Here is a 20,445-nt window from a genome sequence, read left to right as displayed (position 1 = left end):
CGCCCTTCGTCCTACACGTCATGTGGTGGGAGCGGCCTCCGCCGGTGGTGGCCGGCGGAGGCCGCTCCGCCCTGCCGCGACGGTGTGATGGTGCGGCGGCAGGGCCGCGCCGGGGGAGCGCGGAGGGTTGAGGTCTCGGCGGCGATGCGAGACCGGTACGAGAGGCGCCAACCGACCGCAGCGGCACCGCATCACCGAGAGCGACGCTACCGATACCTCTCACCTCTGTCAACGCTCTCTTACCTATCGAATCTGGCTCGCGCTGTGCCTACCGCCCCTATTCCAGTTATTGCTGCTCTCTCACCTAGTGCTCGATACTGGGAGGGCCAACCGACTGCAAGGGGCCCTCACGTGCCGATTCCGCCGACCATGGACGAGTTGATCAAGGATCTGCTGAGGCGGATCGAGGTGGGCGAGTTCCAGCCCGGGTCACAGATCCCGTCCACTCAGGAGCTGTCCGACCACTACGACGTATCGGTGTCGACTATCCACCGTGCAGTGGCGAAGCTGCGAGGGCAGGGCGTGCTGGTCGGCCGCCCGGGTCGAGGCGTGTTCGTCGCTGAGTCCACCCGGCGCTGACCCGCGTCGCGCTCAGCGCGTCCAGCGGAAGCTCGGGATATCTGATCAGCCGGCGGCCGGTTGAATCGCTGACGACATCAGCTCTGAAGCGAACACCCGGAGCAACCGCTCACCGAGGGCGGCGTGAACCGAGGACGGCGCGAACTGAGGGCTCGCCGCCTCAGTCGAACGACGGCAGCGTCGGGCCGAGGACGTCGTCGGCGTCGACGATCGTGTACGCGTACCCCTGCTCGGCCAGGAAGCGTTGCCGGTGCGCCGCGTACTCGGTGTCGATCGTGTCCCGCGACACCACCGTGTAGAAGTGCGCCTGCCGGCCGTCCGCCTTCGGGCGCAGCACCCGCCCGAGCCGCTGCGCCTCCTCCTGGCGCGACCCGAACGTGCCCGACACCTGGATGGCCACGGCCGCCTCGGGCAGGTCGATGGAGAAGTTGCCGACCTTCGAGATGACCAGCGTGCGCACCTCACCGGAGCGGAACGCGTCGAACAGCCGCTCCCGCTCCTTGTTCGTCGTGGAGCCCTGCACGATGGGCGCGTCCAGGTACTCGCCGAGCTGGTGCAGCTGGTCGATGTACCCGCCGATTACCAGCACCTGCTCGTCCGGGTGCCGGTCGACCAGCGCCTTGACCACGGGCAGCTTCGTCCGGGCGGTCGACGCCATCCGGTAGCGCTCCTCGGCCTCCGCCGTCGCGTACGCCATGCGCTCCGCGTCGGTCAGCGTCACGCGTACCTCGGTGCACTCGGCCGGCGCGATCCAGCCCTGCGCCTCGATGTCCTTCCACGGCGCGTCGTACCGCTTCGGGCCGATCAGGCTGAACACGTCGCCCTCGCGGCCGTCCTCCCGGACCAGCGTGGCGGTGAGGCCGAGCCGGCGGCGGGCCTGGAGGTCCGCGGTGAACCGGAAGATCGGCGCGGGCAGCAGGTGCACCTCGTCGTAGATGACCAGGCCCCAGTCGCGGGCCCCGAACAGGTCGAGGTGGGTGAACGCGCCGCCGCGCCGCGACGTCAGCACCTGGTACGTGGCGATGGTGACCGGGCGGATCTCCTTGCGCTCGCCCGAGTACTCGCCGATCTCGTCCTCCGTGAGGGAGGTGCGGGCGACCAGCTCGCGCTTCCACTGCCGGCCCGCCACCGTGTTCGTCACGAGGATCAGGGTGGTGGCCTTCGCCTCGGCCATCGCCGCCGCGCCGACCAGCGTCTTGCCGGCGCCGCAGGGCAGCACCACCACGCCGGAGCCGCCGGCCCAGAACGCCTCGACGGCCTCCCGCTGGTACGACCGCAGCGTCCACGGCTTCCGGCCGTCCTTGCCGGCCTCGGCCAGCTCGATGGGGTGTGCCTCGCCGTCCACGTACCCGGCCAGGTCCTCGGCCGGCCAGCCGAGCTTCAGCAGCGCCTGCTTGAGCCGCCCCCGCTCGGACGGGTGCACGGCGATCGTGTCGTCGTCGATCTTCGCGCCGAGCATGCCGGCGAGCTTCTTGCTCTTGGCGACCTCGACCAGCACCACCCGGTCCAGTGCCCGCAACACCAGGCCGTGCACCGGGTCGTTGACGAGCTGGAGCCGGCCGTACCGGTCCATCGTCTCGGCCACGTCGACCAGCAGCGCGTGCGGCACCGGGTAGCGGGAGTACTTGATGAGCGCGTCGACGACGCCCTCGGCGTCGTGCCCGGCGGCCCGGGCGTTCCACAGGCCGAGCGGGGTCAACCGGTAGGTGTGCACGTGCTCCGGGGAGCGTTCCAGCTCGGCGAACGGGGCGATGGCCATCCGGCACGCCTGCGCGTCGGGGTGGTCGATCTCCAGCAGCAGGGTCTTGTCCGACTGCACGATCAGTGGTCCACCGCTCACGCCAGCGTCCTCTCTCGGATGAGCCCGTCGAGTGCCCGGTCGGCGGCGGCTGACCCACCGCAGGCCGACCATCCAGTGTTGCACGCGGCCGAACGCCGGCAGAAAAATTGGGCATCGGGCGCAACCATGCCCGTACCCCCATGCGTCTAACAGCGAGACCGCTGCCCTCGGGAGGCCCCATGAGACATCTCCGGATCACCTCCCGGCTGGTCGCCCTGGCGGTGGTCACGCTGGTCGGCGCCGGTGCGTGTGCGTTCGATCCGCAAGCCGGCGGGAGTGGGGGCGGGAGAGCCGCCCCGGTCGGCGCTGCGGAGACGGTAACGGGGGCGAACGGTACGCCCGGGCCGGACCAGCGCGCCGCCGCACCGAAGCCGAAGCCCACCACGCCGACGCCCGCGAAGCCGACGCCGAGCCGGGCGACGAAGCCGAAGCCGACGCGCACCGCGCCGACGCCCGACAGCACGAGCACCAAGCCGGCCGGCTGCCCGCAGGGCGAGCACCAGCGCGCCGTGGAGACGTACCTCGCGCAGCTCGGCGGCTTCGGCCGGGTGACCGTCGACGGCCGGCAGTCGGCCGCCGACTGCGCCGCCATCAAGAAGTTCCAGAAGCGGTACGACATCCGCCCGCCCCAGGGCCGCGCCGGGCCGACGACGTACGACGTGGCGAAGCGCCTCGCCACCACCGACACGAGCCGCTGCAAGGCCGGTTCCGGGCTGACGTTCTGCGTCGACCTGACCCGGCAGACCACCTGGGTGATGCGCAACGGCAAGGTGATCGTGAAGCCCACGGTGACCCGGACGGGGATGGCCGGCTACCGGACGCCCGCCGGCACCTTCCGGATCAACTACCGCAACATCAAGGAGTGGTCCGACCCGTACGAGGTCTGGCTGCCCTACTGGCAGCACTTCACCCAGGGCATGGGCTTCCACGAGACCACCACGTACCTGCACGACAAGTCGATCGGCTCGCACGGCTGCGTGAACCTGCTGCACGCCGACGCCGTCCGCTACTGGGAGCTGGGCAAGGTCGGCAGCAAGGTGGTGCTGGTCGGTCGGCGTCCCGGCACCTGAGGCGGCGTCGGGGTTTTCACCCCTGTCACTCGGGCGGCGCCGGTGCCAAGCTGGACATCCGGCGTCGCACCGGACGGGGAGGCGGTCATGACGGTCGACCGTGAGGTGATGGGCGAGGGCGACCGGGCCGACGAGGTGTCCACGGGGACCGTGGTCGCGTACCTGGTCGCCGCGGTGCTGCTGTTCGGCTGGTTCCTCTTCGGGTGGCTAGTGCTGCAACAGGGCTTCGTCAGCTCGCTCGGCGAGACGGCCGGCACCGCGTTCACGCTGCTGCTGGTCGTCTCGATCGTCGGCACCGTACGCCGCAGCCGCCGCTGACCCCACCCCTCCTCCGCGATCTTGCACTTCCTGCCCCGACATAGCGGATAAAAGCCGCAGAACGAGGGCGGAAAGTGCAAGATCGACGGGTGTCCCTGCGGGGCGTGCGGGGTCAGTCCGCCAGGACTGCTGCGGTGATGCGGTGCAGGGCGAAGGTGTGCAGCATCTCCGTCCGCTCGTCCTCGGCCCGCAGGTAGCCGGCCCCGATCGAGACCGGCTTGACGAGTCGGGACGCCGTCGCCCCGTGCGCGTCGACGTAACCGACCCAGACCAGCGCCCGGTCGCGTACCGCCTGCTGGAGCACCGCCAGGGCGTCCGCGTGGCCCTGCACCGGCACCGGCCCGGTGGCGCCCCGCCCGCCGCCCCGGACCGCGGCCGGAGCCCGCCGTGCCGCCCGCGCCGCCGCGTCGCCCCCCCGGATCTGCTCGACGACCCCGAGCAGCCGGGGCATCGGCACCTTCGGCGCGGCCAGCGGGTCCAGCGTGCGGGTCGCCACCGACACCCGGGCCGGCGCCCGCCGGACCCTCGGCCGGGACAGCACGGCCGCCCCGCTCGCGTCCTCCGGCACCGGGGCGTACCCGGCGTCGCGCAGCGCCCCGAGCAGCCGCCCCACCTGGTACGGCGTGGCCAGCACCGTCGGCGCGAGCCGGCGCAGCGACAGCGACTCCAACCGCCGGTCGGCGAAGACCTCGGCGAGCAGCGCCTCGTCGTCGCTGCGCAGGTACGCCCCGGCCGAGCCGGCCCGCAGGCCGCCGTGCTTGCGCGCCACGTCGTCCACGAGGTACGTGAGCGACTGCGGCACCGGGGTCCGGGACCGCCGCCGGAACAGCGCGTGCAGGTCGTCCGCCGTGTAGCCGGCGTCCAGCGCCCGGCGGACGCTCGCCGTGGTGACCCGGTGCACGCTCGCCCCGCCCGCCGACTCGGGCTCGGCCACCGCGTCCAGTTCGGCGGCGAGCGTCGGGTCGGGTGGGCCCGGCACCACCACCGTCAGGTCCGCCTGCACGAGGAAGTGGTCCACGGGGGCGGGCAGCAACGCGTCGAGGGCCCGCGCCGCCGTCGACGGCTCCTCGCTGTCGGCGTCGGCGTGCAGCCCGAGCGGGTCCTCCGGGTGGTCGTCCGCGTCGGTCACGTCGGCCAGCAGCAGCCGCCCGTACGAGGTGAGCGCACCCAGCCCGGTGACCCCGAGCTGGGCGGCCTCGGCGAGCACCTCCCGGTGCGCCGCCTCCCGGCCGCGACTGCGCCGCGGCGAGCGCCAGTCGAGCAGTTCCAGCACCTCGTCCGGGGTCGGCGCGGTCGCCGGCTCCAGGTCGGCGAGCACCCCGAGCACCGCGCGCCGGGCGGCGGGCGCCCCCGCGCGTTCCGCCTCGGGCGAGAGCACCGTGATGGGCCGGTCCCGGTCGTCACGCTGGCCGACCAGCCCCACCTGCCGGGTCATCGTGAGCCACGCCCGGGCGAGCTGTTCCCAGCGCTGGGCCAGCGAGGCGGACCGCCACACCTCGTAACCCGCGGTCGGCAGCACTTGCTGGTCGGCGCCGTACCGGCCGCTCGCGCTGGGCAGCTCCAGCTCGCCGAGGAACCCGGCCGCGTACGCCACCTCGAGCAGCAGCGCCGCGGTCGGCTCGTCCAGACCGGCGGTCCGGGCCAGGCGACGCAGGTCGCGTACGCCGATGCCCCCGGAGCGGAGCACCGGCGCCGGTTCGGCGGTCAGCTGTTCGAGAAGCCCCTCGGTGTGCCGTACGACCTCCATGGTCTGCCCGGCCCCGGCCGAGTCGACCGCCTTGGGCTCGCGGGGTGCGGAGGCCACGGGCGGCGGGCTGGTCCGCAGCGGCCCGAGCGGCCCGCTGTCCCGGCGCAGCAGCAGCCCGATCTCGCGGGGCAGCTCGACGGTGCCCGTCGAGCCGGACCTCCCCGCCGAGATCGGCACGAGCAGCCGGTGCTCCACGAGCCAGCGCACCGGGGAACCGGTCGGCGCGCCGCCGTTGACCGGGTCGGGCGGCAGCGCGTCCTCCTCGCCGACGGGCGGCGCCTGCAACGCGCCGGGCGGCACGCTGCCGACCGGCGGTCCGGCCGCCAGCCGGTCCAGGATGGCCCGCGCCGAGGGCGGCGCGGCGAGCAGCGTCCGCCGCAGTTTCGCCGGGTCCGCGCAGAGCGCGGCCGTGCGCGGGTCCAGCTCCGCGGCCGGCCGTCCCAGCCCCGCCGGGTACGGGGACACCTCGTCGACGCTCGCCACCACGGTGAGCGCGTTCTCCGGTCCGTACAGCAGGAAGAGCGCGCGCAGTCGGTCGACCGCGCCCCGGACGGTGGTCGGCGCGGGCGGTCGCGGACCGGCCGTCGCCATGGCGAGAACCGCCTCGGTGGAGGTCGTGCCGTCGGCCGGGTCCCGGGTGAGCCGGGCCGCGTCCAGGATCTGGAGGGTGAACTGGTCCAGCCCGTCCAGCGCCCGGGCCACCGACACGCGGGACTGCGCCCGGGTGGCGAGCGCGGAGACGTCGGCCGGCACGGGTACGACGAGGTCCGGCCGCAGCTGGAGGAGCGCGGCCAGGGACTCGTCGGGCAGCGACCGCAGGTGGTCGGCGAGTGAGGTGGTCATCGTCGTTCCACGCTAGCCCGGCGCGGGGTGGTCCCGCCCCTCGGACGTCGGGGTGGCCGACCGGTACGTTCGTCCGCATGCCTCCACTGACCGTCGGCTTCGATCTCGACATGACCCTGGTCGACTCGCGTCCCGGCATCGCCGCCGCCTACCGGGCGCTGACCGCGCGTACCGGCGTCCCGGTGGACGTCGACGCCGTGGTGTCGCGGCTCGGGCCGCCGCTGCGCACGGAGATGGCCCACTGGTTCCCGCCGGAGCAGGTCGAGTCGGCGGTCACGCTGTACCGGGAGCTCTATCCGGCGTACGCCATCACCCCGACCGTCCCGCTGCCCGGCGCCCGGGAGGCGATCGCGGCGGTCCGGTCACGCGGCGGCCGGGTGCTCGTGGTCACCTCGAAGCTGGGCCGGCTGGCCCGCCTGCACCTGGATCACCTGGGGCTGGAGGTGGACGAGGTGGCCGGTGACCTGTTCGCCGAGGAGAAGGCGACCGCGCTGCGCGAGCACGGCGCCACCCACTACGTGGGGGACCACGTGGCCGACATGGTGGCCGCCGCGGCGGCCGGGGTGCCGGGGATCGCGGTCGCCACCGGCCCGTGTTCGGCGCAGGAGCTGCGGGCGGCCGGGGCGGACGTGGTGCTCGACGATCTCACCGGATTCCCGGGGGCGCTCGACCGCATGATCCAGCTAGCCTTGGAGCAGTAGACGTCTCTAGCGAAGCAGGGGATCACAGGTGCCTACGGGTCGAGTGAAGTGGTACGACGCGGCCAAGGGATACGGGTTCGTCACCAGTGACGAGGGTGGCGACGTGTTCCTGCCGAAGACCGCGCTGCCGGCGGGCGTCACCGACCTCAAGGGTGGCCAGCGGGTCGACTTCAGCGTGGTGGACAGCCGGCGGGGCGCCCAGGCCATGGGGGTGAAGCTGCTGGAGGCGCCGCCGTCGGTGGCCGAGCTGCGCCGCCGGCCGGCCGAGGAGCTGCACGGCCTCGTCGAGGACATGATCAAGGTGCTCGAGGCGAAGGTGCAGCCGGACCTGCGCCGCGGCCGTTTCCCCGACCGGCGTACCGCCCAGAAGATCGCTCAGCTGGTCCACGCGGTGGCGCGCGAGCTGGAGGTCTGAGGCACCAGGCCGGCGTCGGCGGCCCGGCCGAGCAGCGCGTCCACGGCGGCGAAGCCCGCCTCTCCCAGGTCGGCGGAGAACTCGTTGACGTAGAGCCCGATGTGCCGGTCCACCACGTCGGGCTCCATCTCCTGTGCGTGGGAGAGCACGTAGTCGCGGCTGGCGGCCGGGTCGGCCCAGGCCTGCCGGACCGACTCGCGGATCCACCCGGCGGCGGCCTCGGGGTCGACCGCGCCGCGCCGGGCCAGGATCGCGCCGAGCGGGATCGGCAGGCCGGTGTCGGCCTCCCACCATTCGCCGAGGTCGACCAGGGCGGTGAGGCCGTGCCGGTGGTAGGTGAACCGGGCCTCGTGGATGACCAGGCCGGCGTCGTACCGGCCGGCGGCCACGCCCGGCATGATCTCGTGGAACGGGACGACCTCGATGCGCGCCGGCGGGCGGTCGGCCGCCCAGAGCCGGAAGAGCAGGTACGCGGTGGTCCGGTCGCCGGGGACCGCGACCGTCGCGCCGGTCAGGTCGGTGCGGTCGCCGCGGGTGAGCAGCAGCGGACCGCAGCCGCGACCGAGCGCGCCACCGCAGGGCAGCAGGTGGTACTGGTCCAGCAGCCAGGGCAGCGCCGCGTAGCTCACCTTCACCAGGTCGAAGGCGCCGCGTTCGGCCGCCGTGTTGGTCACGTCCACGTCGGCGTACGTCACCTCGACCGGCGGTGCGCCGGGAACGCGGCCGTGCACGAGGGCGTGGAAGATGAACGTGTCGTTGGGGCAGGGCGAGATCGCCAGCGAGAGCGCCACGACCCCACCGTAGCCCCGCCCCCGTCGGGCCGATCCTGCCGGCCCCCGAAGGCTGTGACGTAGGCGGTGCCTGCTGCACCGTGGTGGTGCGGTGGCCGCCCGGAGGCCCGCGGCGGCCGCCCGGAGGCCCGCGGCAGGGTCGGCGGGACGCTGTCGAGCTGCCCCAGATATGGGGCAGCTCGAAGACGATGCAGCCAGTGCCGACGGAGAGCACCGCCGGAGAGCCGCCGGAGAGCCGCCAGAGAGCGCCGCCGGAGAGCCGCCGGGAGAGCTGACGGGAGAGCCGCCGGAGAGCGCCGCCGGAGAGCCGCCGGGAGAGCTGACGGGAGAGCCGCCGGAGAGCGCCGCCGGAGAGCCGCCGGGAGAGCTGACGGGAGAGCTGACGGGAGAGCGTCGCGGGGAGCGCCGCCGGGGGCCGTGGTGACCACCGATCGACCCGGCCGGCAGGCCCGTGGTCGCCGCAGCTGTGGAAACGGCTGATCGTTCGGTTCGCTGCGCTCGATCCTCCGTGTGCGCCTGTTGATACCGCTTGGTCCGGAATGCGCTCAGTCTCAGATCTGGGGCAGCTCGACAGCGGGCGCGCCGCCCAGCCGCCCCGGAAGGCGGCTGTCCACAGGGTTGTCCACAAGCACGGGAAGGCTGTTGAAGCCCGGCGGCTCCTACCGGGACGATCGCGGGGTGACGGGCACCGAGCCGATCGACGTGGGGGCGGTGCTGCGCGCGTTGCGGCGACAGGCCGACCTCAGCCAGCGGGAGCTGGCTGAGCGGTCGGGCGTACCCAAGAGCACGCTGGCGAGGATCGAGAGCGGCCGTGGCGCCGAGCCGGGGTTCGCGACCGTGGAACGGTTGGTACGCGCGGCGGGTGGAGCGATGACGATCGGCGTCTCCGGCCCTCCAGGGCTCGGCCAGGTGCCGGCCACGCCGGACGACGAACGGCGGGACGAGGCCGGCCGGCGCTACCCGCCACACCTCGACCTGCGGGAGGTACGGAAGCTCACCGACTGGCCGGGCGCGTGGTGGGCGCACTGGTACACCCTGCCGCGCGAACGGTGGCCGCTACGGGTGCCGGCGGTGACGTACGACCTCGACCGCCGGCGTCGGGACGAACGTCGCTGGCGCGAACGGGTACGTCAGCAGGTACGGCTGCGGCGGGTCACCGGTGAGCTGCCGGAGGGCTCGTGGCGGCTTCTCGCCGAGCTGCCCGACGGCGCACCGGTCGGTGAACTGCGCGCTCACGAGCGGAGCACGGACCTGCTGCTCGGAGAGAACCTTGGCGACCAGCGCGAGCTCATCCTCGACGGCGTGGTCGTGATCCCGGAACTTCGCCTGCTGGGTATCGGTCGGCGGCTGATCGGCCGGCTCACCGCGGAGATGGATCGCGCAGGGATCCACACCGTGCGGGCCGTGGCGGAGTTCGAGGAGATCCGGTTCCTGGCGGCGTGTGGCTTCACCGAGTCGGCGAGCCGGCCGGTGGCGCTGCGGCTCGACCGCACAGCGGCACACCCGCGCGCGTCATGACAGGGCGGGGGCGGCCTCGGTCAGGGCGGCGAGCGCCTCGCGCATCCGCCAGGCGCCCCGGTCGCGGGGGCCGATGGGGTTGGAGACGGTACGCAGCTCGGCGAAGGGCAGCCCGGCCTGGGCGGCGGCCACCGCCACGCCGTACCCCTCCATGGCCTCGGCCACGGCGTCCGGGTAGCGGCGGCTGAGCGCCGCGGTGCTCGCCGCGGTGCCGGTCACCGTGTTGACGGTGAGCACCGGCCCGACCGTGGCCTCCGGCAGCGCCGCCCGGAGCGCGGCCAGCAGATCCGGGTCGGCGGGCATCGTGCTGCCGCCGCCCAGGAGCGCCGGCGGCATGCCGAGCGCGTCGATCGGGATGAAGCCGTCCGGGGACTCGGCGCCGAGGTCGGCGGCGATGCTCGCCGTGGCCAGCACGGTGCCGCCGACCGCGACCCGTTCGGCGAAGCCGCCCGCCACGCCGGCACTGACCACGGCCCGGTACGGCCGGCCGGCCGCCTCGGCCAGCGCCAGCAGCCGCGCCGTGGCCGCAGCCGCGACGGCCGGGCCCACCCCCACCGGGGCTACGGTCACCGCGGGATCGGTGAGGCCCGCCCGGATCGCGTCCGCCTCGGCGGGTACGGCGGTGACCACCAGCAGACCGCTCACGACACCGGCCCGCGCGGCCCCCGGCGGGACTCGTCGTCGCTCCCGCCCGCGCCGCCGACTGCCGACGAGGGACGGTAGATGTGGTAGCCGGGTGGGGCGAGCCCCGGCTCGTAGCCGGCGGTCTCACTGGGCGCCGGAGGGGGCGACGTCGGGCGGGGATCGTCGCCCTCCGGCCCGGCGCCGCCGGTGAGGTCGTCGCTCGACTCGTCGATCAGCTCGTCGTCGCCGAGCGGGCGGCCGGCGAGGCGCTCGCCGCGCAACCGGGCCGCCACGAGCACCCCGCGCACGGCGGCGAGCACGCCGACCCCGGCGGCGACCGCGATGCCGGTCAGGCCGTTGAACGGGACCAGCCCGAGGCCGCCGCCGGCCACGAACGCGAGCATCAGCACCGTCTCCGAGTGGGCGAAGGAGCTGGCCCGCAGCCGTTCCGGGATGCGCTCCTGGATCGACGCGTCCACGGCCAGCTTGGCGACGCCGCTGAACAGCGCGGTGACCAGGCAGAGCAGGGCGACCATGGGCAGCGAGAACTTCACCACGGCGAGCACCGCCACGCCCGCCACGATGATCATGCTGCTGGACTGGATGGCGGCCGGACGGTGGATGCGCAGCCGGGTGCCGATGGCGGTGGCCAGGAAGGTCCCCACGGCCAGTGCCGCGCCGACCAGGCCGAGCGCCGCCTCGTCGGTGAGGTCGCGGCCGAACGCGGCCGTCGTGAGATCGCCCTTCTTGATGGCGAAGGCCAGGAACAGCAGCAGGAAGCCGTAGAGCGCGCGCAGGGTGGCCGCCCCGATCAGGGAGGCGATCACCAGACGGCCCGCCGGGCGCCCGCGGCCCAGCGGCCGGTCGCCGGAGCGGCGGAGCAGCGCCCGCAGCGGGCGGGGCACCCGCTCCGGCGGCTCCGAGTCGGCCCTCGGTGGCAGCCGCAGCGCGATCACCATGCCGACCAGGAAGATCACGGACGCGACCCGCAGCGGCCACTGCGGCCCGAACCAGAACGCGGCCAGGCCGATCGGGGCGACCAGCGCGCCGGCCACCGTGCCGTAGACGCTCGCCCGTGCGCCCACCTGGGACAGGCCCAGCCCGTCGGGAAGCAGCCGCGGTACGGCGGCCGAGCGCGCCACCCCGTACGCCCGGGAGAGCGCCAGCACCCCGAAGGCCGCCGGATAGAGCCCGAAGCCGTGGATGTAGTCGGAGATCAGCCAGGCGAGGAACGCCCGACCGAGCATGGTGGCGGCCAGCGCGTACCGGCGGCCGTGCCGGAAGTGGTCGAGCAGCGGCCCGACCACGGGCGCGAGCATGGCGAACGGCACCATGGTCACCAGCAGGTAGAGCGCCACCTTGCTGCGCGCCTCGCCGAGCGGCACGTTGAAGAAGATCGTCCCCGCCAGGCCGATGGCGATCAGCGTGTCCCCGGCGCAGGAGACCGCGTGCAGGTCGAAGAGGCGGACCATCCCGACCTCGCCACCCGCACCACGGGCCCGGACCCGGACGGCCCGCCGGGTCACCCACCGGCCGCTGCCGATCGAGCCGCGCAGCAGCAGCCGGACGAAGCGGATGCCGGTGCCGACGGTCCGCCCGAGGACGGATCGCTTAGGGCGGGAGGACAGCGGCATGTGCACCATCCTCGCCCATCTGATCCTCCCGTGCCGCACCATGTGCGCAGAACGTGGTCGGGGAGTCCCTGTCGCAGGAGGCGTAGGCATGGGGAACAATGGTCGGGTGACCAGGCCCGCCTCCACCCGTGCCGCCCGTCTCGACCAGATCTGCGCCGCCGCGGTCGACGTGGCGCGCGCCGGCATCACCGAGGTGGACCCGTCCGACGTCGGCGATCACCTCCAGGCGGTGGCCGAGGGCGAGCGGCTGGTGACGCACTACTTCGAGTGCAAGCTGGCTGGCTACCGGGGCTGGCGCTGGGCGGTCACCGTCACCCGGGTGCCCCGCAGCCGCAACGTGACCATCTGCGAGACCGTGCTGCTGCCCGGCACCGACGCGCTCCTCGCTCCCGGCTGGCTTCCGTGGCAGGAGCGGCTCAAGCCGGGCGACCTGGGCCCCGGCGACCTGCTGCCCACCCCGCCCGACGACGAGCGCCTCGTCCCCGGCTACGTGCTCTCCGACGACCCGGCGGTCGAGGAGACCGCGTGGGAGCTGGGGCTGGGCCGGGCGCGGGTGCTGTCCCGGCAGGGGCGCGCCGAGGCCGCCCAGCGGTGGTACGACGGCGACCACGGCCCGTCCGCCCCGATCTCCACGTCGGCACCGGCGTCGGCCCGCTGCGGCACCTGCGGCTTCTACCTGCCGCTGGCCGGCTCCCTACGGCAGGCCTTCGGCGCCTGCGGCAACTTCTACGCCCCGGACGACGGTCGGGTGGTGAGCGCCGACCACGGCTGCGGCGCGCACTCGGAGACCCTCATCGAGGCGGCCGAGACGTCCGTCGACGAGATGCCCACCGTCTACGACGACAGCGCCGTGGAGACGATCGCCGTCAGCCGGGCGCCGGGGTCGGTCGAGGCGGCCGAGCCGTCGGAGCCGTACGGCCACCCCTGACGGGGTCAGCGGCCGGCGGCGCGGCGGCGACGCCGGTTCGCGTCGTGCCGCATCATCACCGCGAGACCGGGGATCCCCCAGAGAAAACCGGCCAGGCAGATCCAGAGCCAGCTCTCGTGGTCGTGCTCGGTGAGCCAGTCGCGGAAGAAGACCAGCAGCACCAACCCGGCGACCGCCCAGCCGGCCATTCCGGCGAGGGCGAACGGCACCATCGGCGGATCGAGCGGCTCGGGCCGCGGCTGCTGCGGGGTCGGCACGCGGCAAGCGTACGCGATCAACTTTCCTGCCTGACCGCTGATCTGGGACGATGCGCGCGACGACCCGAAGATCACCTGCGAGGACCTGATGGCAGTAGCGCCGCCCGACAACGGCACACCACCCCACCCCCCGCGTAACGGATTCGACCGGTTCTTCGAGATCTCCGCCCGCGGCTCGACGCTGAGCCGCGAGGTACGCGGTGGTCTGGCGACCTTCTTCACGATGGCGTACATCGTGGTGCTCAACCCGCTCATCCTCGGCAGTGCCGTCGACGGCGACGGCAAGACCCTTCCGATCCCGGCGATCGCCGCGGCGACGGCGCTCGTCGCCGGTGTCATGACGATCCTCATGGGCGTGGTCGGCCGGTTCCCGCTGGCGCTCGCCGCCGGCCTCGGCGTGAACGCGCTGGTCGCGTACGAGATCGCACCGGAGATGACCTGGGCCGACGCGATGGGCCTCGTGGTGATCGAAGGTGTGATCATCGCGATCCTGGTGCTGACCGGTCTGCGTACCGCCGTGTTCCGCTCGGTGCCGACCCAGCTGAAGACGGCGATCGGCGTGGGCATCGGCCTCTTCCTGACGATCATCGGTCTGGTCGACGCCGGCTTCGTCCGCCGCATCCCGGACGTCGCGAACACGACGGTCCCGGTCGAGCTGGGCATGGGCGGCAAGCTGGCCAGTTGGCCGCTGCTGGTCTTCGTGGTCGGGCTGCTGGTCACGCTGGTGCTGGTGGTCCGTCGGGTGCGGGGCGCGATCCTGATCGGGATCATCGGCTCGACCGTGCTGGCGATCATCGTCGAGGCGATCGCGAAGGTCGGGCCGTCGGTGGTCGACGGCAAGCCCAACCCGAGCGGCTGGTCGCTGAACGTCCCCGAGCTGCCGAAGACGGTGGTGGACGTGCCGGACCTGTCGCTGCTGGGCAACTTCAACGTGCTCGGCTCGTGGACCCGCGCCGGCTGGCTCGTCGTGCTGATGTTCGTCTTCACCCTGCTCGTGGCGGACTTCTTCGACACGATGGGCACGATGGTCGCGATCGGCCAGGAGGGCGACATGCTCGACGAGCGGGGCACCCCGCCGCGGGCGAAGGAGATCCTGCTGGTCGACTCGATCGCCGCGGCCGCGGGTGGTGCGGCGAGCACCTCCAGCAACACCGCGTACATCGAGAGCGCCGCCGGTGTGGCGGAGGGCGCCCGGACGGGTGTGGCCAACCTGGTCACCGGCGCGCTGTTCCTGCTCGCCATGTTCCTGACGCCGCTCGTGGTGGTGGTGCCGTTCGAGGCGGCCTCCATCGCGCTGGTCGTGGTCGGCTTCCTCATGATGACCGCCGTGCGGACGATCGACTGGTCCGACTACGAGATCGGCATCCCGGCGTTCCTCACGATCGTCCTCATGCCGTTCACCTACTCGATCTCCAACGGGATCGGGGCCGGCGTGATCACGTTCGTCCTGTTGAAGCTGGTCAAGGGGAAGGGCCGCGAGGTGCACCCGCTGCTGTACGCGGTGGCCGTGCTCTTCGTCGTCTACTTCCTGCGCGGGCCCGTCGAGTCCGTGGTGCTGTGACGTCCGCGCCCCGGGGCCGGTGGAACCGGACCTCCGACCCCGGGGCGGGACGTAAGTCCCGTGAGCCTGGTCATATCTTACGTCCTTAGCCATGCTCATTAGTTATGCTAACTATCGTGACGGAGCGGACGGTGACTGCGAAACGCGTGCCACCGGCGCAGCTGGCTCCCCAGCTGCGTGATGCGATCACCCGACTCAACCGGCGGGTCCGGCAGGCCCGGCCCGTCGGCGACCTGACGGCCACCCAGCTCTCGGCGCTCACCAGCCTGCACCTCGCGGGCGCGCTGACGCCCCGGGAGCTGGCCGACGTCGAGCGGGTGCAGCCGCCGACGATGACCAGGATCGTCGCGAAGCTGGAGGAGCGCGGCCTCGTGCAGCGCACACCCCATCCGACCGACGGCCGCCAGGTCATCCTCGCGCCGACCGAGGGGGGACGGGCGGTGCTCGAACAGTTCGAGCGAGCCCGTAACGAATGGCTGGCCAACCGGCTGGCCGAACTCACCGAGGCCGACAGGGAGACGTTGCGGAGGGCCGCCGAGGTCCTCCAGCAGATCGCTCGCGCCTGAGCCACGCGCCCGCGCCACCGGGTCCGCGCCGTCCGTCGTCGATGACGCGTACGACTTGAGGAGGCGCACCTAGAGTGCAGGCCAGGTTGAGCACCATGTTCCAGTCCCTACAGGTCCGCAACTACCGGCTCTTCGCCACCGGGCAGCTCATCAAGCTGCTCGGCGTCTGGATGATGTACATCGCCCAGGACTGGCTCGTACTCGACCTCTCCGACAACTCCGCCACCGCGCTCGGCGTGGTGACCGCGCTCCAGTTCACGCCCGTACTGCTGCTCACCCTGATCTCCGGCCGGCTCGCCGACCGCTACGACAAGCGGATCCTGCTCTTCGCCGCGAACGCCCTGTGGACCGTGCTGGCGCTCGGCATGAGCCTGCTGGTCCTCACCGGCCTGGTCGAGATCTGGCACGTGTTCGCGTTCGCCCTCCTCCTCGGCGTCGCGAACGCGGTCGAGACGCCGGTCCGGCAGGCCTTCGTCTCCGAGCTGGTCGGCGTGTCGCTGCTGCCGAACGCGCTCTCGCTCAACGCGGCCGTGTTCAACTCCGCGCGGATCGTCGGCCCGGCCCTCGCCGGTCTCGCCATCGCGGCCTTCGACGTCGGCCCCGTCTTCCTCTTCACCGCGCTCAGCTCGATCGCCCCGCTCGTGAACGTGGTGCGGATGCGGACCTCCGAGCTGCACCGGGAGGCGCTCCCGCCGCGCGACGAGCGGGCCGAGGCCCGGGTGGTCGACGGGCTGCGGTACGTCTGGAGGCGCTCCGACCTGCTGCTCCCCATGGTGATCATGTCGGTGATCGGCATGTCGCTGTTCAACTTCCAGCTCACCCTGGCGGCACTGGCCAAGACCGTGTTCAACACCGGCGCCGCCTCGTTCGGCCTGTTCAGCACCGCGCTGGCCGTCGGTGCGCTCGGCGGGGCGCTGTCGGGCACCGGGCGGCGCAGCCGGCCCTCGGTCTGGCTGGTGCTGGGCGCCGCCATCGCCTGCGCGACCTTCGGGACGCTGGTCGGGCTCGCCCCGACGTACTGGCTGGTCGTGGCGCTGCTGGTGCCGACCGGGTTCTTCATGGTCTTCTTCGCCCAGGCCGCCAACCAGCGGGTGCAGCTCGGCGTGGACGCCGCGTTCCGCGGGCGGGTCATGGCCCTGTGGGTGCTGGTGTTCCTCGGCACCAACCCGGTCGGCGCGCCGGTGATCGGCTGGGTTGCCGAGACGTTCGGCGCTGGCGCCGCCATCTGGATCGGCGGCCTGATCTCGCTGGCCACGGCGCTGCTCGCACTGACCTGGCAGCTGCGCCGCTCCGGCGCCCGGATCCGGTTCCGGGTGCTGCCGATGCCGCGGTTCTATGTGACGCAGACCGAGAGCTGAGCACGGAGGGGCCCCTGCGCAACGGTTTCCGTCGAGCGGGGGTCCCCTTTCCACAGGTCCACCTCCGATGGCCCGAGGCGTCCGGATGCGCGGATGGCGCGGATGCCGCTATTCCGGTGGCGGAGCCGGACGAGGCAGCTTAGCGTCGATGCGTGGGTGTCGGACGCGCGCTGCTGCTGGCCCTGGCGTTCCTCGCCGTGGCCAGCCTGCCTGCGGTCATCGCCCTGCTCTTCTGCGCCGACGAGATCATCGACCGCGTGGTCTGCGGCTACACCGAGTGGCGCGACCGCCGGCGCGAGCGTCGCGTCATCGCCCGCCTCGACAAGGCCATCGAGGCCGACGCGCTGACCCGCGACATCGACCTGTCCGAGTTCGACCGGGAGGGCCGCCGGCCGCTGGAACAGCTCGCCGCCGACCTGCGTCGGCTCGGGAGCCAACGACTCGACGGCGCGGGCCGGCCCATGGTGTGGCACGGCGCGGTCCTCCAGGCGTACGACGACCGGCTCCGGATGGCCTGCCGTGCCCTCGGCATCACCGAGCACCTCGGCGAGCTGGACGGCGTCGACCAGGAGATCGAGCGGGTGCGGGTCGAGGGGCTGCTGCACGCCGCCGGCCTGACCCTGCCGGCCGCCCGCACCGGGCGCCGCCAGCAGCACCGGTGAGGACGTCGACGGGTTGAGGCTCTTCGTCGCGGTCTACCCGCCGGCGGAGGCGGTCGCCCACCTGACCGCCCAGGTCACCCGCCTGCGGGTCGGGGCGGCGTCCGCGGCCGGGACGAACGTCCGGCTCGCCGACCCGGCGCACGCCCACCTCACCCTCGCCTTCCTCGGCGACGTCGAGGCGGACCGGCTCATCGACGTGGAGAGCGCGCTCGGGCTCGCCGCCCAGTGGTTCCGCGACAGCCGGGAGGCGCCCCCGCGACTGCGGCTGGGCGGCGGCGGCCGGTTCGGGCGGGGTCGCTTCACGATCCTCTGGGTCGACGTACGCGGTGAGGTGGACGCGCTCACCGTCCTGGCCCGCCTGATCCGCTCCCGGCTGCGGCACGCCCGCCTGCCGTACGACGAGAAGCCGTTCCGCCCGCACCTCACGGTCGCCCGGCCCGGTGACCGGGTGGACGGGGCCGACATCGACGCGGACCGGGCCACCCTGGACGGCTACCTCGGGCCGGAGTGGCCGGCGGCCGAGGTGGTGCTCACCCGCAGCCACCCCGGCCCCCGGCCCCGCTACGACCGGGTCGCCGCCTGGCCGCTGTAGCCCCGCACCTCTCCTGCGCGATCTTGCACTTCCTGCCCCGACAAAAGGTGCATAAGCCGTATATCGAGGGCGCAAAGTGCAAGATCGACGCCAGAAGGAGAGTGTTACCAGGCCCACGCCTCCGGGCCGGGGCCGCCGTTGCCGATCGGCGGGAACAGCTCGTCCAGCCGGGCGAGGGTGGCCTCGTCGAGGTGGACGTCGAGCGCGCCGAGGGACCGGTCCAGCTGCTCGGCCGTACGCGGGCCGATGATCGGCGCGGTCACGCCCGGCCGGGAGAGCAGCCAGCCCAGCGCCACGTCCGCCGGGTCGTGGCCGAGGTCGGCGCAGAGCTTCTCGTACGCCTCGATGGTGGCCCGGTGCGTGGCCAGCGTGTCGGCCGAGCGGCCGTCCGTGCCCCGCTTCGCCGTGCCCTCGGCCATCTTGCGCAGCAGCCCCGCGAGCAGGCCGCCGTGCAGCGGCGACCAGGGGATGATGCCCAGCCTGTGGTGCTGCGCGGCGGGGATCACCTCCAGCTCGACGTGGCGGGTCAGGAGGTTGTAGATGCACTGCTCGGAGACGAGGCCGAGGAAGTTGCGCCGGGCGGCGGCCGCCTGCGCCACCGAGATGTGCCATCCGGCGAAGTTGGACGATCCGACGTAGAGCACCTTGCCCTGCGCGACGAGCGTCTCCATCGCCTGCCAGATCTCCTCCCACGGGGTCGTGCGGGAGATGTGGTGCATCTGGTAGAGGTCGATGGTGTCGGTCTGGAGGCGGCGCAGCGAGTCCTCGCAGGCCCGGATGATGTGCCGTGCGGAGAGGCCCTGCTCGTTGGGCCAGTCGCCCATCCGGCCGTAGACCTTCGTGGCCAGCACGACCTTCTCCCGCCGGCCCCCGCCCTGGGCGAACCAGCGGCCGATGATCTGCTCGGTGACCCCTTCGCCGGTCTTCCAGCCGTAGACGTTGGCCGTGTCGAAGAAGTTGATGCCGTGCTCCAGCGCGCGATCCATGATCGCGTAGCTGTCGGGCTCCGAGGTCTGCGGGCCGAAGTTCATCGTGCCGAGGCAGAGGCGGCTGACCGAGAGGCCGGTGCGGCCCAGATTCGTGTACTCCATGACCCGAGCCTGCCACCGTGACGCGGGCCGCGCCTCACGACGGGCGGGTGGATCCACCCGCCCGTCGTGGCGCGGTCGAAGGAGTGGCATGCCGCCGGGCCGTGATCAGGGGACGCGCCCGCCGCCGGCGCGGCCTCAGGAGGAGTCGCGGGCCGCCGGCGTACGGCTCAGGAGGACTCGCGGGCCGCCGGGCCGCTGCCGAAGAGGACGTCGTCCCAGCTCGGCAGGCGCTTGCGCGGCTTGCCCGAGGTGTCGGTGGCCTCGTTCCCGCCGGCTCCCGTGCCGGTGCGGCGCGGGCGGAGGACCGCCAGCGACGGCACGGCCGGCACCTCCTTGGGCGCGTCCGAGTCGTCGTCGAAGGCCGAACCCGGGCCGCCGCCGAGCAGCGCGGCCGCCCCGCCGGTGACCGCCCGCTGCCGGGGCGCGTCGGACCCCGCGAGCGCGGCCGGCGTACGCGGCTCCAGACCCCGGCCGGACGAACCGCCGAGCGGGCGGTCGAGCGAGGCCAGCAGGGCGTCCCGGCCGGCCCGGATCGGGTCGCGACCCGGGCGTGCGTGCTCGGCGGGCGTCGGCAGCCCGTGCCCGCCGCGGCTCGGCTCGCCCCGCGACGGCCCCGGCAGGGCGTGCCCGCCCCGCTCCGGCGCCGGCTCCTGGCCGAGGATCGGCGTGGGCCGCTCGGCGCACAGGTACTGCGCCATGTCGTCGTGCGGCGCGACGGCCTGCCGCGTCTTGTCGAGGACCCAGATCGCCTGCGCGGTGGCCTTCCCGGACGGCCAGGTGGCGATGATCCGCCAGGTGCCGTCGTCCCGCCGGTACGCGTCCCAGGAGATCTTCTCGGTGTCGATGCCGTGCTGGGCCAGCCGGCCGTTGACCACCTCGGCCAGGGGAGTCGGCTTCTCGGCGCCCTTGAGCCGGGTGCGGCGCGCGTGCTGGGCGAGCATGGCCCGCTCCTGCAGCACCGGGCCGGCGTAGCGCAGCACGCGGTCGACCGGCACACCGGCGATCCGGGCGACGTCCTCAGCGGACTCGCCGGAGCGGATGCGGGCCTGGATGTCCCGCGGCGACAGGGACGGCACCGGGTCGGCGGCGGCCGGTGCCACGGCGAGCGGCGGGCTGCCCGGATCGGCGTGCAACGCCGAGGTCACGCGCTCGTCGATCGGGAGCGCGAGCAGCCGCCCCACCTCGTCGGCGAGCACCAGCGCCTGGCCGTCCTCGGAAAGGGCGACGAAGCGTACTGGGCGCATATCGTTGCCTCCGTCCCGCTTCGTTGGCCGCACGCCACAGGCCAGCCACCCGGGCGTCTCGCACCACCGTACGCTCATCTGCCCGCGGGTGGGGGATGCGACACCC

General features: G+C 73.4%; 20 protein-coding genes. 12 read left to right on the top strand and 8 right to left on the bottom strand.

The features are described 5' to 3' along the window. Positions 1–351: 351 nt before the first annotated feature. A complete protein-coding gene (locus tag D7I43_RS08560) occupies positions 352–579 on the top strand; it encodes a winged helix-turn-helix domain-containing protein (RefSeq protein ID WP_192902106.1) in 228 nt (75 codons plus the stop codon). Between the two features lie 160 nt (positions 580–739). On the opposite strand, the gene D7I43_RS08555 is transcribed toward D7I43_RS08560, so the two are convergent. Further along, complete coding sequence (locus D7I43_RS08555; RefSeq protein ID WP_120327879.1) at positions 740–2,419, bottom strand: DNA repair helicase XPB; 1,680 nt, start codon at positions 2,417–2,419, stop codon at positions 740–742. Between the two features lie 179 nt (positions 2,420–2,598). Between D7I43_RS08555 and D7I43_RS08550 the strand changes: the two genes are divergently transcribed. Both D7I43_RS08550 and D7I43_RS08545 read left to right on the top strand, forming a co-directional pair. Then, a complete protein-coding gene (locus tag D7I43_RS08550; protein ID WP_120327878.1) occupies positions 2,599–3,489 on the top strand; it encodes a L,D-transpeptidase family protein in 891 nt (296 codons plus the stop codon). An 87-nt stretch (positions 3,490–3,576) separates the two neighbouring features. Further along, positions 3,577–3,807, top strand: a complete 231-nt coding sequence (locus D7I43_RS08545) for a hypothetical protein (protein WP_120327877.1) — start codon at positions 3,577–3,579, stop codon at positions 3,805–3,807. 112 nt (positions 3,808–3,919) lie between these two features. Here D7I43_RS08545 and D7I43_RS08540 read toward each other — a convergent pair whose 3' ends face one another. Then, positions 3,920–6,397, bottom strand: coding sequence for a helicase-associated domain-containing protein (locus D7I43_RS08540; RefSeq protein ID WP_120327876.1), 2,478 nt, complete (start codon positions 6,395–6,397; stop codon positions 3,920–3,922). Positions 6,398–6,474: 77 nt separating this feature from the next. Between D7I43_RS08540 and D7I43_RS08535 the strand changes: the two genes are divergently transcribed. Together D7I43_RS08535 and D7I43_RS08530 are read left to right on the top strand one after the other, a co-directional pair. Then, complete coding sequence (locus D7I43_RS08535; protein ID WP_120327875.1) at positions 6,475–7,098, top strand: HAD family hydrolase; 624 nt, start codon at positions 6,475–6,477, stop codon at positions 7,096–7,098. A 28-nt stretch (positions 7,099–7,126) separates the two neighbouring features. Continuing rightward, complete coding sequence (locus D7I43_RS08530; RefSeq protein ID WP_120327874.1) at positions 7,127–7,513, top strand: cold-shock protein; 387 nt, start codon at positions 7,127–7,129, stop codon at positions 7,511–7,513. Here D7I43_RS08530 and D7I43_RS08525 read toward each other — a convergent pair. Continuing rightward, positions 7,474–8,304, bottom strand: a complete 831-nt coding sequence (locus D7I43_RS08525) for a 1,4-dihydroxy-6-naphtoate synthase (protein WP_120327873.1) — start codon at positions 8,302–8,304, stop codon at positions 7,474–7,476. The genes D7I43_RS08530 and D7I43_RS08525 overlap by 40 nt on opposite strands. Before the next feature lie 678 nt (positions 8,305–8,982). Between D7I43_RS08525 and D7I43_RS08515 the strand changes: the two genes are divergently transcribed. Beyond that, positions 8,983–9,822, top strand: coding sequence for a GNAT family N-acetyltransferase (locus tag D7I43_RS08515; protein WP_120327872.1), 840 nt, complete (start codon positions 8,983–8,985; stop codon positions 9,820–9,822). Here the strand turns inward: D7I43_RS08515 and D7I43_RS08510 are convergent. Continuing rightward, complete coding sequence (locus tag D7I43_RS08510; RefSeq protein WP_120327871.1) at positions 9,817–10,467, bottom strand: futalosine hydrolase; 651 nt, start codon at positions 10,465–10,467, stop codon at positions 9,817–9,819. The two genes, D7I43_RS08515 and D7I43_RS08510, sit on opposite strands and share 6 nt — an antisense overlap. Continuing rightward, positions 10,464–12,080: an MFS transporter gene (locus tag D7I43_RS08505; protein ID WP_120328065.1), complete on the bottom strand. Its 1,617-nt coding sequence runs from the start codon at positions 12,078–12,080 to the stop codon at positions 10,464–10,466. The genes D7I43_RS08510 and D7I43_RS08505 overlap by 4 nt, the downstream gene beginning before the upstream one ends. On the opposite strand from D7I43_RS08505, the gene D7I43_RS08500 reads away from it, so the two are divergent. After that, positions 12,079–13,008, top strand: coding sequence for a DUF3027 domain-containing protein (locus D7I43_RS08500; RefSeq protein ID WP_396843830.1), 930 nt, complete (start codon positions 12,079–12,081; stop codon positions 13,006–13,008). The genes D7I43_RS08505 and D7I43_RS08500 overlap by 2 nt on opposite strands. A gap of 5 nt (positions 13,009–13,013) precedes the next feature. Here D7I43_RS08500 and D7I43_RS08495 read toward each other — a convergent pair whose 3' ends face one another. After that, positions 13,014–13,220 carry a DUF2530 domain-containing protein gene (locus D7I43_RS08495; RefSeq protein ID WP_396843829.1) on the bottom strand — a complete coding sequence of 69 codons (207 nt, stop codon included), beginning with the start codon at positions 13,218–13,220 and terminating at the stop codon, positions 13,014–13,016. 133 nt (positions 13,221–13,353) lie between these two features. On the opposite strand from D7I43_RS08495, the gene D7I43_RS08490 reads away from it, so the two are divergent. The 5 genes from D7I43_RS08490 to thpR all read left to right on the top strand — a co-directional run bounded on the left by D7I43_RS08490 (position 13,354) and on the right by thpR (position 18,004). Next, a complete protein-coding gene (locus D7I43_RS08490; protein ID WP_120327868.1) occupies positions 13,354–14,826 on the top strand; it encodes an NCS2 family permease in 1,473 nt (490 codons plus the stop codon). A 116-nt stretch (positions 14,827–14,942) separates the two neighbouring features. Then, on the top strand, positions 14,943–15,392 hold the full coding sequence (locus D7I43_RS08485) for a MarR family transcriptional regulator (RefSeq protein ID WP_192902105.1): 450 nt from the start codon (positions 14,943–14,945) through the stop codon (positions 15,390–15,392). A gap of 74 nt (positions 15,393–15,466) precedes the next feature. Continuing rightward, entirely contained in the window at positions 15,467–16,750 is a 1,284-nt protein-coding gene (locus tag D7I43_RS08480) for an MFS transporter (protein WP_120327866.1), read from the top strand. A 152-nt stretch (positions 16,751–16,902) separates the two neighbouring features. Next, entirely contained in the window at positions 16,903–17,412 is a 510-nt protein-coding gene (locus D7I43_RS08475) for a hypothetical protein (protein WP_120327865.1), read from the top strand. Between the two features lie 13 nt (positions 17,413–17,425). After that, positions 17,426–18,004, top strand: a complete 579-nt coding sequence (thpR, locus tag D7I43_RS08470; protein WP_120327864.1) for an RNA 2',3'-cyclic phosphodiesterase — start codon at positions 17,426–17,428, stop codon at positions 18,002–18,004. Between the two features lie 104 nt (positions 18,005–18,108). Here the strand turns inward: thpR and D7I43_RS08465 are convergent, their stop codons facing one another. Both D7I43_RS08465 and sepH read right to left on the bottom strand, forming a co-directional pair. Further along, on the bottom strand, positions 18,109–19,095 hold the full coding sequence (locus D7I43_RS08465) for an aldo/keto reductase (protein WP_120327863.1): 987 nt from the start codon (positions 19,093–19,095) through the stop codon (positions 18,109–18,111). 167 nt (positions 19,096–19,262) lie between these two features. Beyond that, the gene (gene sepH / locus D7I43_RS08460) at positions 19,263–20,339 is read right to left on the bottom strand and encodes a septation protein SepH (protein ID WP_120327862.1); all 1,077 of its coding nucleotides are present in this window, start codon (positions 20,337–20,339) and stop codon (positions 19,263–19,265) included. Between the last annotated feature and the right edge of the window lie 106 nt (positions 20,340–20,445).

Origin of the sequence: Micromonospora globbae (assembly GCF_003610785.1) — a bacterium.
Classification (GTDB): Bacteria; Actinomycetota; Actinomycetes; order Mycobacteriales; family Micromonosporaceae; genus Micromonospora; species Micromonospora globbae.
The sequence above is the reverse complement of the archived record's forward strand: the minus strand, read 5'-3'. Positions and strand labels throughout refer to the sequence as shown.